Origin of the sequence: Microbacterium sp. ProA8 (assembly GCF_039905635.1) — a bacterium.
Taxonomy (GTDB): domain Bacteria; phylum Actinomycetota; class Actinomycetes; order Actinomycetales; family Microbacteriaceae; genus Microbacterium; species Microbacterium chionoecetis.
The window spans coordinates 557127-572833 of the sequence record NZ_CP157000.1 but is presented as its reverse complement, the minus strand read 5'-3'; the positions used below and the strand labels follow the sequence as shown (position 1 = coordinate 572833).

Annotated in this window: 10 protein-coding genes; 4 read left to right on the top strand and 6 right to left on the bottom strand. The window is 68.8% G+C overall.

Features of this window, described 5'->3' with window-relative positions:
• Positions 1–51 precede the first annotated feature (51 nt).
• Complete coding sequence (corA, locus tag ABG085_RS02525) at positions 52–1050, top strand: magnesium/cobalt transporter CorA (RefSeq protein ID WP_347977876.1); 999 nt, start codon at positions 52–54, stop codon at positions 1048–1050.
• Positions 1051–1089: 39 nt separating this feature from the next.
• Here corA and ABG085_RS02520 read toward each other — a convergent pair whose 3' ends face one another.
• The 6 genes from ABG085_RS02520 to ABG085_RS02495 form a co-directional block, all read right to left on the bottom strand.
• Positions 1090–1572, bottom strand: coding sequence for a DUF892 family protein (locus tag ABG085_RS02520; protein ID WP_347977875.1), 483 nt, complete (start codon positions 1570–1572; stop codon positions 1090–1092).
• Positions 1573–1761: 189 nt separating this feature from the next.
• Positions 1762–3129, bottom strand: coding sequence for an extracellular solute-binding protein (locus ABG085_RS02515; protein WP_347977874.1), 1368 nt, complete (start codon positions 3127–3129; stop codon positions 1762–1764).
• 69 nt (positions 3130–3198) lie between these two features.
• On the bottom strand, positions 3199–4149 hold the full coding sequence (locus tag ABG085_RS02510; protein WP_347977873.1) for a carbohydrate ABC transporter permease: 951 nt from the start codon (positions 4147–4149) through the stop codon (positions 3199–3201).
• Positions 4149–5012, bottom strand: coding sequence for a sugar ABC transporter permease (locus ABG085_RS02505; protein WP_347979264.1), 864 nt, complete (start codon positions 5010–5012; stop codon positions 4149–4151). The genes ABG085_RS02510 and ABG085_RS02505 overlap by 1 nt, the downstream gene beginning before the upstream one ends.
• 477 nt (positions 5013–5489) lie before the next feature.
• On the bottom strand, positions 5490–10580 hold the full coding sequence (locus tag ABG085_RS02500; protein ID WP_347977872.1) for a family 78 glycoside hydrolase catalytic domain: 5091 nt from the start codon (positions 10578–10580) through the stop codon (positions 5490–5492).
• A 17-nt stretch (positions 10581–10597) separates the two neighbouring features.
• Entirely contained in the window at positions 10598–11938 is a 1341-nt protein-coding gene (locus ABG085_RS02495) for an MFS transporter (protein WP_347977871.1), read from the bottom strand.
• Positions 11939–12037: 99 nt separating this feature from the next.
• Between ABG085_RS02495 and ABG085_RS02490 the strand changes: the two genes are divergently transcribed.
• From ABG085_RS02490 to ABG085_RS02480, 3 genes are all read left to right on the top strand, one after another.
• Positions 12038–13030, top strand: coding sequence for a LacI family DNA-binding transcriptional regulator (locus ABG085_RS02490; protein ID WP_347977870.1), 993 nt, complete (start codon positions 12038–12040; stop codon positions 13028–13030).
• Positions 13031–13186: 156 nt separating this feature from the next.
• Positions 13187–14548 (top strand): D-alanyl-D-alanine carboxypeptidase, encoded by a 1362-nt coding sequence (locus tag ABG085_RS02485; protein ID WP_347977869.1) that lies wholly within the window; start codon positions 13187–13189, stop codon positions 14546–14548.
• Between the two features lie 32 nt (positions 14549–14580).
• The gene (locus ABG085_RS02480) at positions 14581–15702 is read left to right on the top strand and encodes an alpha/beta fold hydrolase (protein ID WP_347977868.1); all 1122 of its coding nucleotides are present in this window, start codon (positions 14581–14583) and stop codon (positions 15700–15702) included.
• The last annotated feature ends 5 nt before the right edge of the window (positions 15703–15707 follow it).

The following is a 15707-nucleotide window of genomic DNA, read 5'->3' as shown; positions in this document are numbered from 1 at the left end:
GGTACTGTGAGGATCGTTGCCGGGTGCCCGGCGGCGAGGGAGGATTGCCGGATGCCCATCGTCGACAACGGCGTGTACGTCGCCGGACAGCGGATCCAGAATCCGACGAGCCTCACCGAGACGTTCGAGTACACGCGCGAGCACCATGGGATGGCCTGGATCGGGATGTTCCGCCCCACCGCCGAGGAGATCGCGCAGGTCGCCGACGAGTTCTCGCTGCACCCGCTGGCTGTCGAAGACGCCCTCACCGGTCACCAGCGTTCGAAGCTGGAGCGCTACGGCGACATCCTGTTCGTCGTGCTCCGCCCCGCCCGGTACATCGATGAGACCGAGACGGTGGAGTTCGGCGAGCTGCACGTGTTCGTCGGCCCCGACTTCATCGTGACGATCCGCCACGCCGAGTCGCCCGACCTGAGTCGGGTGCGCCGGCGCATGGAGGGTGACCCCGAACTGCTCGCGCGCGGGCCGGAGGCCGTGCTGTACGCGATCCTCGACGAGGTCGTCGATGAGTACACCCCGGTGGTCGAGGGCGTCGAGAACGACATCGACGAGATCGAGGACGCGCTGTTCGAGAACGGCGGGGTCACACTCTCGAAGCGCATCTACGACCTGTCGCGCGAGGTGATCACGCTGCAGCGCGCGGTGACGCCGCTCGCCGACATGCTCGACGCCCTCCAGCGCGGGGCGCCGAAGTACGAGGTCGACCTCGAACTGCAGCGGTCGCTGCGCGACGTGCACGACCACACGCTGCGGATCATCGACAAGACCTCCGCGTTCCGCTCGATCCTCGACAACACCCTGACGGTGAACGCGACGATCGTGACGCAGCGCCAGACCGACACCGCGCTGCTGCAGAACGAGCAGGTGAAGAAGATCTCGGGCTGGGCGGCCATCCTCTTCGGTCCGACGCTCGTCGGCACGATCTACGGCATGAACTTCACGTACATGCCCGAACTGGAGTGGCCGCTCGGCTACCCGATGGCGCTGGCCCTGATGGCGGCCACGAGCCTCACGCTGTACTGGGTCTTCCGCAGACGCCACTGGCTCTGACCGCGACGCAGCGTCGCGGCCAGAGCCAGTGATCGGTGATCAGCCGACGAGCTCTTGCAGCTTCTGCTGCAGCTCCTCGCTGGTGTGCGTCTCCTGGTCGAGGTTGGCGGTCAGCAGGGTGACCGCATCGACCGCTCCCTGGGCGCGGGTCGCGAGGATGAGCGACTGGTATGCCGAGATCTCGTAGTGCTCGTTCCCGAGGGCGGCCGACAGCGTGACCTGGTCGCGCAGCGCGGGCGCGGAGCGCTGGATGAGCGACTCGGCCTGCTTCGCGATCCCCTTCGTGCTCGGCGACGCCGCCGTGGACTCGGGCAGTTCGAGCACCTGGAACACCTTGCGGAGGTTCTCGATCTGCTCCTTCGTCTCGTCGGCGTGGTGGCGGAACATCTTCTTGACGTCCGCTGAGCTGGCGGCCTGCTCCAGCTCGCCGAGCGCCGCGAGGGAGTCCTCCTCCATCGTCATGGCGACGCGCAACTGGAAGCGCAGCAGGTCGGCGGGGGATTCGAGCGTGGTCTGGGACATACGATCTCCTTTCCGGATGCCGCGAGCCTAGGCATCCGCCCTCGCACCCTGCAGGGGGTTGCGACCGGCGCTCCGGTTTCGCTAAGCGCACCCGCTGCCGCATCCGCCGCACCCGCCGCCGCGCACGAGGAAGGGCGGGCCGACCGAAGTCGACCCGCCACGTCCCCCCGAAGGACTGCGCGCTGTGGGTCAGCCGGCGTTCGCGTTGTCGTACGCCCGCATGGCCGCCTCCTGCGCGTCGGCCAGGGCCTCCTCGGGCGTCTTGTCGCCCAGGAGCGCCGCCGTGATGGCGTTGTTCAGCTCGTTCTGGATGTCCTGCCCGGCGGGCGAGGAGCCGAACGACTGGCCGTAATCCAGCACGTCGTAGTACGTCGAGATGGTCTGGTCGAACCCGGCGTTGCCGCTCTCCACGACGTACTGCTCACGGATCGACTGGTCCGGGCCCGGCGAGCCGGTGAACAGGCCGGTGTTGATGCCGCCGTCCTCCTCGCGCGTCGCGGCGCGGGCCTCACCGGCCGCGTTCCACGCGTCCTCGCTGGTCAGGTTGATCATCCACGCGCACGCCGCGGCGGGGTTCTCCGCACCGGCCGGGATCACGAACGCCGTGCCGCCTGCGACGGAGAAGGGTTCGCCGTCGCTGTTCTTGAACGGCACCGCCTCGATCTGGATCTGGTCCACGTACGGCGACAGGACGTTCGGGTACCACTGGGCGTTCACCTGCGCGCCCACCTGGTCGGCGACGAACTGGTTGTTCTCTCCGAACGTGTCGAACGAGTCGGTGAAGCTCTTCACCGAGGCGTAGCCGCCCTGCGCGTCGTTGATCTGCTTGAGCATGTCGATGCCGGCGATGTTGCTCGGGTCGTCGAGCGTGGGCGCGCCCTCGTCGTCGATGAGCTGACCGCCCATGCCGAGGATCCACAGCGCGCCCTGACCGGTCGAGACCGGGTCGAACCCGAGGCGCGAGGGGACGCCGCCCGACTCCTGGTACATCTTGCCGATCGCCCCAAGGAGCGCCTCGGGGTTGGACGTGTCGATCTCCTCGGTGGTGACGCCCGCCTCGTCCATCACGCGCTTGTTCAGCATGATCGCCGGCGGCTGGTAGAACTGCGGCACCGCCCAGACGCCGTCGTCGTAACGCACATCGTCCACGACGAACGGGTACCAGTAGTCGTCGGGCGTCACGTCGTGCGCTTCGAAGCACGCATCGAGCGGGATGATGAGGTCCTGTGCCGCGTACTGCGTCACGTAGCGCCGATCCATCTGCACGACGTCGGGCACGTCGCCGCTCGCGATGCGCGTGGTGAACTTCTGAGCGTCGAACGCGGTCGCGTCGAGTTCGACCTCGACGTCGCTCAGCTGCTCCTCGGCGTAGTCGAGGCGCGACTGGCCGACGTCGTCGGCGTTCTCGAAGCCCCATGCCGACATCGCGCCGGTGGGCTCGGCCTCGAAGTCCACGTCACCGCCAGTGCCGCCGCCGCCGTTCCCACCGCCTCCGCAGCCGGCGAGGAGGACAGCGGATGCCGCGAGTGCGGCGATTCCGATCAAGCGCTTGCGCATCGGTTTCCCTTTCGATCCGGTGTTGTGTGTACGTTCTGGAACGAGATCAGCCGCGCCGCGGCATCCGTCTCATCCCTTCCTGCCCTGCGTCGCCACCCCCTCGATGAAGTACCGCTGCCCGAACGCGAAGATGATCAGCATCGGCAGCGTGACGAGGAACGACGCCACCATGACGTACTGGTAGTCGCCCTGACCTCCCGCGGTCGGGCTGTATTTCGTCATGGCGTAGGCGATCCCCAGCGGCGCGGTGAACTCGTCGACCGAGCCGGCGTTGAGGTAGATCAGGGCAGCCTGCAGGTTGTTCCAGCTGGCCTGGAACTCGAAGAGGAACACGATGATGAACGACGGGATCGACAGCGGCATCGCGATGCGCCAGAACAGCCCCCAGTAGCTCGCACCGTCGAGCCGCGCCGCTTCGAACAGCTCCTTGGGGAGCCCCAGATAGAACTGGCGCTGCAAGAAGATGTAGAACGCCGAGCCGAACAGGTTCATCCCCCAGAGCGGCACCCACGTGCCGAGGAGTCCCGTCTCCTTCCAGATCAGGTAGATCGGGATCATGGTGACGGCGCCGGGCAGCATCATCGTGGCGAGCACGAAACCGAAGAGCAGGGTGCGACCGGGGAACTTGAAGTAGGCGAACCCGAAAGCGACGATCGAACTCGAGATCGCCACGGTTCCGGCCGCCAGGACCGCGATGGCGACGCTGTTCCACATCCAGCTGAGGAGGGGAAGCTGGTTCCACACCTCGACGTAGTTCTCGGGCATCCACGTCTTGGGGATGAGCGCGTTGTCGAACACCTCGCCGCGCGGCTTCAGGCTCGCCGACAGCAGCCAGACGAAGGGGTAGAGGAAGAGAATCCCGAAGCCGATCAGGGCGATCGACAGGAAGATGCGCCCCACGAGCGACTTGGGGCGGGCGAAGCGGCGACGCCAGCGCGAGCGCTGAGGTGCCGCGACCGCGGCGGCCGCCGCCTCGGGAACGGGCCGGGCGACGCCCGGAGTCTGCAGCGATGCCGACATCAGCGATCCCCCTCGTAGTAGACGAATCGGTTGCCGAACTTCACCTGGATGACCGTGATGATCATGATGATCACGAAGAGCAGCCAGGCCATGGCGGCGGCGAAGCCGAAGTTGAACTGACGGAACGCCTGCTGGAACAGATAGATCGCGTAGAACAGGGATGCCTCGGGCGAGGAGTTGCTCTGATCTCGCCAGAACAGCAGGAAGGCCTGGTCGAACACCTGGAACGCGGCGATCGAGAGCACGATGACGTTGAAGAACATCGCGCCCGAGATCATCGGCAGGGTGATCGAGAAGAACTTGCGGACCGGACCGGCGCCGTCGAGCGACGCGACTTCGTAGAGCTCCTGCGGCACGTTCTTCAGCGCCGCGAGGAAGATCACCATGGTGCCGGCGACCGTCCACAGCGTCATGATCACGATGCTCGGCTTCACCCAGGCCGGGTCGACGAGCCACTGCGGGCCCTCGATGCCGAAGAACCGGAGGAACTGGTTGATCGCACCGGTGTTGCCGTTGAGCATGAGGAAGAAGACCGCGGCCGTCGCCACGGCGGGCGTCATCTTCGGCAGGTAGTAGAGCGTGCGCCAGAAGCCCGCCGTCGCCCGCGCCGCGCGGTCCAGCAGCATCGCGAGGATCAGGGCGAAGATGATCTCGAGCGGCACCGCCATCACGACGTAGAAGAGCGTGTTGGCCAGCGCGACGCCCACTCGGGGGTCTTCGAAGAGCCTGGCGTAGTTCTCGAAGCCCACCGGGCTGGCCGTGTTCGTAGCGAGGTTGTAGTTGCTGAATGAGATGTACAGGCTGTACACCATCGCGCCCGCCGTGAAGACGAGGAAGCCGATGATCCACGGCAGGATGAACATGTAGCCGGCCAGCGCCTCGCGCTTGTCGTAATGGACCTTGACCTTGGGTGGCCGTTCGCTGCGGCGAAGGCGCGCGCGACCACGACTCTCCCGCCCCTCCGACGCCTCGTGCAGCGCCTCCACCACGGCGTCGTTCTGCGGCGTCGTGATGCTCATCGCGTGTCCTCGCTCAGCGAGGTCCGCGGACGAATCGTGTCCGTCATGTCGGTCTCCACGTCGATATGTGGCATCGTTACCACACGCCAGTGACTATACGTCTCTGCGTCGGCGCCCCGCAACCGCTTGCTCGCCTGCTGCGGGGCCTCTGCGTCGGGCACACCACGATCCCGACGCCCGGTGTCAGGGGCGGTCATGTGGCGATGCTAGGCACGCTGGGGTGCGGCGATCACGGGGCTTGCGCGAGAGCCGTCTCCTGTGCTTCTCCTCGTGGGGCGGTCCTGAGCGCGTGGAGATGTCGCCGCGGCAGACGCGCCTCGGTCAGCGCGGAGCCGCCTCCGCGAGGCTCAGAGCGATCAGCTGCTCGAGCGCTTCGTCGGGGATCTCCACACCCGGGAACCGCGCGAACTGCCCCATCGGCATGGACTCGACCATCTTCAGCATGTTGGCGTTCTCGTCGGCTGCAGCCAGCTGCTCCGGCGTGGCGTTCGCCATCATCGCCTGCATCATCGCCGGTCCGACGACCGGATGCCCGAACCACTCGCCTACCGTCGAGTCGAGCGTCAACGGCTCGGGCAGGTCGCTGTCACCCTGGAGGGCGATCGACCGCACGGACTCGACGGCCTGCGCAGACCGCGCGACCTCGACCGCATAGTTCCCGGGCTCGACCCACCAGCGCCCCTTCTCGGCATCCCAGAAGGCGAAGGAACGCCGGTCCAGCTCGATCTCGACGGTCGCCGACGCCCCCGCATCCAGCTGCACTTTCACGAATCCAGCGAGCTCGCGGACCGGGCGACGCACCCCCGAAGCCGCGGGCGCCACGTAGAACTGCACGACTTCGGCACCGCTGAACGGGCCGGTGTTGCGCACCGTGACGCGCGCCACAGCGGTGTCTGCACCGGATGCCGCGACCTCGAGCGATTCGTACGCGAACGTCGTGTAGCTGAGCCCATGGCCGAACGGATAGCGCACCGGCTGGTCGGCGGAGGTGTAGTAGCGGTAGCCGACGAAGACCCCCTCGCCGTACCGCGAGACGCGTCCCTCGCCGGGGAAGCTCAGGTAGGTCGGGGTGTCCTCGAGCCGCAGCGGGATCGTCTCGGCGAGGCGACCGCTCGGGTTGACCGCACCCGTGAGGACGTCCGCGAGCGCCTTGCCGACGCCCTGTCCCAGCGCGAGTCCCTCGACGATGGCGTCGACCGTGTCGTGCCACGGCTCGAGGTGGACCACACCACCGTTGGACAGCACGATCACCGTGCGCTTCGCGACCGCGGTGACCGCCTCGATGACCGCGGCGTGAGCGGCGGGCAGGTCGATGCTCTCCCTGTCGAACCCTTCGGACTGGTCCTCCTCGTAGAGCCCGACGAACACGACGGCGACGTCGGCAACGGCTGCCGCGGCGACCGCCTCGTCGAGGAGCGCACGACTGACAACATCCGTCCCCTTCGCGTAGCCGGGCGCGTACGCGACATTCGCGTCGCCGAGCACGGCACGCAGCTCGTCGAGGGGGATGTCGAGACGTGTCGGGTTGACGTGCGAGCTGCCCCCGCCCTGGAACTGCGGGCGCGCGGCGAACTCGCCGATGACGGCCACCTGCTGCCCGATCGCGAGGGGAAGCGTGGCGCGCTCATTGCGCAGCAGGACGACGGATGCCGCGGCCGCACGGCGCGCGAGCGCGTGATGCGCATCGGCGTCGAAGCTCAGACCCGCGGCGTGGGCGGACGCCGTGCGGTCGGCGAGCTGCGCGAGGCGGGCCACGCTCCGTTCGACGAGGGAACGGTCGAGCCTGCCGGACCGGACGGCGTCGACGATCGCCGATGCGCCCTCGTCCCCGGTGCCGGGCATCTCGAGGTCGAGCCCCGCCATGAGTGCTTCCACCCTGTCCTTGATGGCACCCCAATCCGACACGACCAGGCCGTCGAAGCCCCACTCGTCGCGGAGCAGGTCGGTGAGCAGCCAGCGGTTCTCCGAAGAGAAGACGCCGTTGATCGCGTTGTACGCGCTCATCACGGTGGTCGGGGCGGCTTCCTTGACGACGCGCTCGAACGCCGACAGGTAGAGCTCGCGCAGGGCGCGCTCATCGACCTGGGCGTCGACCCGCATCCGCTCGGTCTCCTGATTGTTCACGGCGAAGTGCTTGAGCGAGGTGCCCACGCCGGTGCTCTGCACGCCCTGCACGTAGGCCGTGGCGAGCACGCCTGTCAGCAGCGGGTCCTCCGAGAAGTACTCGAACGTCCGGCCGCCGAGCGGTGAGCGCTTCAGGTTGATGGCGGGGCCGAGGATCACGTCGACGTCGAGCGCGCGTGCCTCCTCGCCGAGTGCGATGCCGATCTCGCGGATGAGCGCGGGATCCCAGCTGGCACCCATCGCGACGCCGGGCGGGAAGCAGGTCGACGGCAGGCTCTGGTTGAAGCCGAGGTTGTCGGCGGTGCCCGCCTGGCGGCGGACGCCATGCGGTCCGTCGACGAGGACGAGCGAGCGGATGCCTTCGCCCTCGCGCGTCGACCAGAAGTCGCGACCGCTCAGGAGGGCCGCCTTCGCTTCGAGGTCGACCTCGTCGGCCGCGGTCGGCTCGGGGGCGGTCCGCTCGGGGGCGGTGATGACATCGAGCGGGATCTCGTCGCCCGCCGAGACGGCCGCGAAGCCGCGCTCGAGATCGTGGAGCACGCCGTCCGGTCGGGGCAGCATGCCGGAGATCTGCCGCGGAGTGAGCTGCTCCTGTCCGCGCAGGCCCGCCGACATGTGCTCGGCCGCCTCGGGGATGTGCTTCGTGATGACGCCGGTCAGCACGGCCATCGCCTGGGGGTGGTCGACGATCTCACCGAGTGGGGTGTCCACCGTGATGGTCTTCCGAGTCTCAGTCTCGATCTCGAACGGCTCCTCCACGGAGTGCTCGCCGTGGCTGAGCTCGCGGGTGGCACCGGAGGGAAGGACGACCTCGGCGGTCACCCCGACCGGCACGGTCACGGTGAGCCGCAGCATGCCGTCTTCCAGTACCCAGGCTGTCGCGGCAACGCCATACGGAGTCCGAAGGCAGGCCCGCGCGGACGTGAGCCCGCGGCGCGGAGGCTGCGGGGCGACGCGCAGCCTCCGGTAGCCGGGGGCCGCGGGAGCCAGGCCCGCGACCACGCGGTGCATCCAGTCGGCGACGGCTCCGAAGGCGTAGTGGTTGAACGACGTCATGCCGCTCGGGTTGACCGTCCCATCCGGCAGCAGTGAGTCCCAGCGCTCCCAGATCGTCGTCGCGCCGAGCTTCACCGAGTACAGCCAGGACGGGCTCTCGGTTTGCAGCAGCAGCCGGTACGCGGTGTCGGCGTGGCCGTTGGCACTGAGCGCATCGCAGATCAGCGGCGTGCCGACGAAGCCGGTCGAGATGCGATAGCGGTTCTCTTTGACGATCTGCGCGAGCCTGGCCGCGGCCCGCGCGCGCTCCGCCCCACTCCCGATGAGGTCGAACTGCAGCGCCAGCGCGTAGGCGGTGGCGGAGTCCGACAGCAGCCTGCCCGAGCGGGCGACGTACTCCCGGTGGAACGCGGCGCGAACCTCGTCGGCCAGCGCACCGTAGCCGGAGGCATCGTCGTCACGACCGAGCAGCGCGGCGGTCTCGGCGACGATGCGCGCGGAGCGGGCGAAGTACGCGGTCGCGACGATTTCGGCACAGGTCTGAGCTGCCTCGGGCCGACCGGCCGGCGCCGTGGGGTCCAGCCAGTCGCCGTACTGGAAGCCGGCGTCCCAGATCCGGTTCTCACCGGCGGCCGCGGCGACCTCGTCGACCCACGACACCATGCTGGCGTACTGCGTGGCGAGCACACCGAGGTCGCCGGAGGCCTGGTACATCGTCCAGGGCACGACCGTCGCGGCGTCCGACCACGCCGCCATCGGGCCGTTGTACCCGACAGGACGTGCGGGGATCACCGACGGTGTTCCGCCATACCGGTCCTGCTCCGCTGCCAGGTCCTTCAGCCAGGAGGCGAGGAACCCGGCGGAGTCGTAGAGGTACTCCGCCGTCGGCGCGAACACCTGCAGGTCGCCGGTCCAGCCGAGGCGTTCGTCGCGTTGCGGACAGTCGGTGGGCACGTCGACGAAGTTCCCGCGCATGCCCCACACGACGTTCTCGTGCAGCCGATCGACCAGCGGGTCGGATGCCTCGAACCAGCCGGTGCGCTCCATGTCGGAGTGCAGCACCTCGGCGACGACAGCCTGCGCGACATCCTCCGCTCCCGCGGGCCACCCCGACACCTCGGCATACCGGAAGCCGTGGAAGGTGAAGCGTGGTGCCCATTCCTCGGATTCCGACCCGGCGAGCACGTAGGTGTCGGTCGCCTTCGCCGTGCGCAGCGGCGCAGTGGCCAGCTCGCCATGCTCGAGGACTTCGGCGTGGCGGAGGGTGATGGTGTCGCCCGCCGTGCCTCTCACACGGAGGCGCAGCCGGCCCACGAGGTTCTGCCCGAAGTCGAGGATGGTCGCACCACTCCGCGTCGTGATCGCCGACCGGACCTCAACGGTTTCGATGTGACGCACGGGCGGTCCGTCGGGGGCGACGAGGACGCCGGTGTCGAACTCGCGGATCACGGCGGGCGCCCAGGCGGACGCATCGTACGACGCGGTCGCCCACGAACGATCGTGCAGGCGCGCGTCGAAGTGCTCACCGTTGTAGAGGTCAGCAGAGCGGATGGGCCCGTCCCCCGCACGCCACGCCTCGTCCGACCCCACGGTCTGACGCTTCCCGTCGGCATAGTCGATCTCGAGCTGCACGATGACGCCGAGGTCTGCGCCGTACAGCTCCCGCCGCCCGTCCCAGCCGAGGAAGCCGCGCCACCACCCGTCGCCGAGCCACGCGCCCACGGCGTTCGCGCCGGGCTGCAGCATCCCCGTCACGTCGTAGGTGACGTATCTCAGCCGCGACTCGTACGCCGTCCAGCCCGGAGCGAGTTCGTCGTCGCCCACCCGCCCGCCGTTGAGCTCGAGCTGGAACACGCCGTGGGCGCTCGCATAGACCCGCGCCCGCACGACCTCGGCGCTCCGCACCTCGAACGCGCCACGCACGCGCGGCGCAGCGATGGCGGCATCGGTCGGCCCGATCAGGTGCGCAGACCAGTCGGCTGCGTCGAGCAGACCGGCCTCCACCGACGCCCAGGCTCCCCACGCCGATGCCCCGCCGTCTGCGCCGATGACCCGGACCCGCACCTCGCGGCGATCACGGGACGCGAGTGGTTCGAAGGGCCAGGGCACGAGCACGGAGTCCTCGCCGTCGACGCGGACGACGTCGCCGCCGCGCTCCTCGAGGTCGTAGCCGGCCTGGCGCCAGCCGTCCGGCGCGGTCTCGACGATCCAGCTGAGGCGCGGTCTCGTCTCACCGATGCCGAGGGCGTCGCGGTGGTGCTCGAAACGGACCGGAGTGACGGAGAGGCTCATTGCGAGGGCTTTCTGGATCAGCGAACGGAGCGGATGCGGAGGATGACGAGACCGCCGAGCAGAACGAGCGCTGCGGCGATCACGTAAAGGAGGGTGTAGTTCTTCTCGGCTCCGGTGACGCCGATGAGAAGCACCCCGGAGGCCACCAGTGGCGCGACGGACTGCGGGATCGAGGTCGCGAAGCCGGTGATGCCCATGAAGCGGCCGGCATCGGTCGCCTTCTCGGGAAGCACGTCGAGCAGCAGCGCCTGATCGACGGCGGAGAACATGCCGATGCCCATCGAGACGATCAGCGAGCCGGCGATGAGGAACGGAACGTCGCCGGTGAAGGCCATCAACAGCATTCCGGCCGCCATCAGACCGCCACCCAGAAGCACGAAGGGCTTCCGCCGACGCAGCCTGTCGGAGAGGAAACCGCCGCCGAGGGCTCCTGCCGTGACGGCGAGCACACCCACGCCGCCGAGTGCCGCGATGATCCCCGCGACCTCTGTCACATCGACGCCGAGGCGGCTGGCGAAGAAGAACGCGGTGAAGGTCGTGTTCAGTGTGAGCCCGAAGTAGAAGAGGAAGCGACCGAGCCAGTTGATCGAGAAGTCGGGGTACTTCGCCGGGTTGTAGAGGTACTTCCGCAGCAGCCCGCCGAGGCCGATGCGCTCGCGAGGCAGGGCGCGACTGTCGTCCTCGTGCACGAGCGCCACGAACAGCGTCACGAGCACCACGCCGACCGCGCCCGGGATCAGGAACAGCAGCAGCGGGTCGCCGGTGACGCCGAAGGTGAGGATCACGCCGAAGACGGGCGCCACCTGGGTCGCGAAGCCGGTGAGGCCGGCGACCTTGCCGCGCTGCGACTCGGGCAGGCGGTCAGCCGTGGAGATCTGGAGGTTGCTGAGCACCGTTCCCCACCCCCACTGCGCCAGCACCCAGCCGAGCCCGAGCAGAAGGACCGACGGTGCGAGCGCCATCACGAAGAGCGACGCGACTCCCACGATCATTCCGCCGACCATGAAAGGCCGGCGGCGGCCGTAGCGGGTGCGTGTGCGATCGCTCCACACGCCCATGAACGGCGCGGTGAGCATGACGAAGAGAGCGCCGGCCCCGGTGATGTACCCGAGGTACTCCTCACGCCCCGGTGCCAGCGCGTTGATCTTGACGGACAGCGAGATCGCCAGCGGCGTGATGAAGGCCATGAAGACGCCGAACTGCGCCAGCACCATGAACCAGATGTAGCGAGCGTTCACCTTGGGAAGGTCGCCGCCGGGTCCGGCCGCGTCTTCGACGACCAGCGCATCGAGGACCGGGCCGGGAACGGATGCCGGAAGCGGCGTGACGAGCGGTTCTTCGTTGCTCGGGGTCGTCATGAGGACTCCATTGTCGTATCGGGTTGCTAGCGCGTGCTAGTGGCTGACCAGGATGCTACGGTACAGTCACTAGCACGCGCAAGTTGCAAGGGGACATCGATGCCGGCATCCACCGTCAAGCGGGTCACCGCTGCCGACGTCGCACGATCCCTGGGGCTCTCTCGCGCCACTGTGGGGTTCGTCCTCAACGACACTCCCGGACAGACCATCCCCGAAGCCACGCGCGCCCGCGTGCTGGCCGAGGCGAAGCGGCTCGGATATCGCGCGAACACCGCCGCCCGGGCACTCGCGAGCGGACGGAGTCGCATCGTCCTGCTCGTCCTGCCCGATTGGCCGCTCGACTACAGCATGCGGACCCACCTGGACGAAGCCTCGCTCACGCTCGACCACGCGGGGTACTCGCTGGTCACGATGACGCCGCATCCCGGTGGCCACGCGCAGCCGTTGTGGGAGACGCTTCGACCCGACGTGGTGATCGGCATGACGCCCTTCGCGGCGGAGCAGCTCGCCGACATCCGGGCCAGCGGCGTCGAGCACGTCATCCCGTCCGTGCCGGCCGGAGAAGCCGGCGCCGTAGGCGACCTCGGCTACGTCGATGGCCCGCGCCTGCAGGTCGAGCACCTGCTGGCCCGCGGGCGGACGAGGCTGGCGTTCGCCGCATCGCCCGATCCGCGGATCTCCGATCTGGTCGCGCAGCGCAGAGACCTCGCCGCAGACACCGTCCGCCGATGCACGGGCTCCGGGCTCGCCGCAGAAGCCGCGGTGACGGAATCGGAGGTCGCTGATCTTGTCGCCGCCTGGCGAGCGGCCGGCGTCGACGGCGTGATCGCCTACAACGACGACGTGGCGGCCCTCGTACTCGGGGCCGCGCTCCGCGCCGGAGTGCGTGTTCCCGACGAGCTGGCGATCATCGGCCACGACGACACGCCTCTCGCCCGCCTACTCGTGCCGGCGCTGTCGAGTGTCCGCATCGACACCGCCGGCATCGGCCGGTATCTGGCGGATCTCGCACTGAGCGCCGCGAGAGGCACTCCACCGCCGGTCGCCGGACCGGACACCGACGCCTTGCTCATCCAGCGCGAGACCTCCTGACGTCGGTCGTGGACGGCGCACGTTATCCACAGCGTGATATCGGCCATGCGCAGCCACGCGGCCGCGTGAGAATGTGAGGGTCATGGATGCTCTCGCCGGCCCGCCGCTGACAGTCGCGCCCCTCGCCCTCCCGGCCGGTTGCGGACGCGCCGCGCGATGACGACCGACCAGCAGACGCCCGACGAGCTGTCGGAGTTCGCCGACCTCATGCGGCGCGAAGAGGAGTTCCCCGGGCGTCGCTACGGGATCGATCCGCGGGTGCGACGGGCCCGTCGGCGCCGTGGCTGGATCATCACGGCTGTCGTGTTCGCTCTCCTGATCGGCGGGTCGGGGGCCTACGTCGCCTGGGCGCTGAATGCTCCGCTGGCCGCCCCCGAAGCCGTCGTGTCGAGCGCGCCCGTCGTGGCGGCGCCTGCTCCCGCGGCTCTCGCCTTTCCGTCGCAGGGCGCCGCGGCCATCAGCGTCTCGGGAGGCGACGCCTACTTCGGCCCCACTGCCAGCGGGATCTGGGCGACCTCGGGTACCGGCGAGCCGCGCTCGATGGCGAGCATCACGAAGCTGATCACCGCGATGGTCATCCTGGATGCCAGGCCGCTGGCCGACGGGAGCGACCCTGGTCCGACGATCACCTTCGACAAGGCCGATCACGACCTCTACGACAAGTACTACGTGATGGGCGCGACGATCGCCCGCATGCCCACCGGCAGCACGATGTCGCTGCGCGACGCGCTGGCCACCATGCTGATCCCGTCGGCCAGCAACTACGCGGAGGCCGTGTCGACCTGGGCGTTCGGCTCCCAGGGCGACTTCGTCGACGCGGCGCGGAGGTGGCTCGCCGCCCACGGACTCACCGGCACCACCGTCGTCGAGCCGACCGGCATCAGCCCGCGCAACATCAGCACGCCTGCCGACCTCCTCACGATCGGCAAGCTCGCCCTCGCCCATCCGACGATCGTGAACATCGCCGCGACCCGTTCGCTGTCGCTGCCCGGGCCCGGTGGGATGTCGAACACGAACACGCTTCTCGGGGTCAACGGGATCAACGGGCTGAAGACCGGCAATCTGGGCGAGGACAGCTACAACCTGCTCTACTCCGCGAGACTCGATGTGGGCGCGGCCGAGCCGCTGACCGTCGTCGGCGTCGCGATGGGCGGAGCGACCCGCGAGTCGCTCAACACCGACGTCATCCGCACGCTCGACAGCATCCGGGCCGGCTTCCAGCGGGTGCCGTTGGTGTCGGAGGGCGTAGAAGTCGGTTCGTACTCGACGCCGTGGGGCTCGACCGCCCGGATGATCGTCGCCGACGACGCGTCGATCTTCACCTGGTCCGACACCCCGATCACGGCGACGATGCAGACGACGACGCCGAAGACCTACGAGGACGGCGAAGTCGTCGGAAGCATCACCTACACCGCGGGTCCCAACTCGGCGACCGTCCCGCTCGAGATCGACGGAAGCATCATCCCGCCGACCGAGTGGTGGCGCCTGACCCACCCCTCCGAGCTCGCCGAGAGGTAGCCGGCGCTACGGACCCTGGGCGCGACCCTGGTGTGCTCGTCCCGTCGCGCTTCTATGATGTCGGCGTGGAGTCGCTGAAGGCGGACGTCGTGCAGGACATCCGCTTCGCGCGCTCCGCCGACGGTGTCGGGATCGCGTACGCCGTGCACGGTTCCGGCCCCCCGCTGCTCATCGACGCGTGCTGGCTCAGCCACCTCCAATTCGATTGGGAGAGCCCGGTCTGGCGCCACTACCTGGTCGAACTCGGAAAGATCGCGACAGTCATCCGTTATGACGAGCGCGGCCACGGGCTCTCCGACCGAGGCGTCACCGACCACGGTCTGGACGCGCGCGTGGGCGATCTGGAAGCCGTCGTGGCCGATGCCGGACTCGATCGGTTCGCCCTCATGGCCATGGCGCAGGGCGGCCCGGTGGCGATCGAGTACGCCGCGCGGCACCCCGAGCGACTCACCCGCCTCGTCTTGTACGGCAGCTATTCGGGCGCGCGGGCGGGGTCGAGCGAAGAGGAGCTGGAGCTGCTCGCCGCATTCGAGGCTCTGATCAGGGTCGGATGGGCACGACCGACGTCCGAGTTCCGTCGGGTGTTCAGCAGCATGATGATCCCCGGTGGCACCGAGGAGCAGATGCGCTGGCTCGACGATCTGCAGAAGAGGGCGTGCGACACGGAGACGGCGGTCATCTCCCGATCCCAGCGCCAGGTCACGGACTCCACCTGGCGGCTGCCCGAATTGGACATTCCGACGCTGGTCATCCACAGCCGCGGCGACCAGATGAACGAGTTCCACCACGCCCGGGATCTGGCCGCCGGCATCCGGGGAGCGCGACTCGTCGGCCTTGAGAGCAGCAACCACATCGTGCTCGCCGACGAGCCGGCCTGGCCGGCATTCCTGCGCGAGATCACCGCATTCATCGAACCGGACCGGCAGCAGACCTCCGAGGTCATCGCCGACGACGTGGCCACGCTCGTCTCGCCGCGGGAGCTCGAGATCCTGAGACTCGCGGCTGCCGGCCGAGACAACGACGCGATCGCGGCCGAGCTGTTCCTCTCGGTGCGCACGGTCGAGCGCCACCTGCAGAACGCGTACGCGAAGCTCGGACTCAGCGGCCGCACGGCGCGCACGGCCGCCGTCGCCCGGCTGCTGTCCCGCGCGTAGCGCCT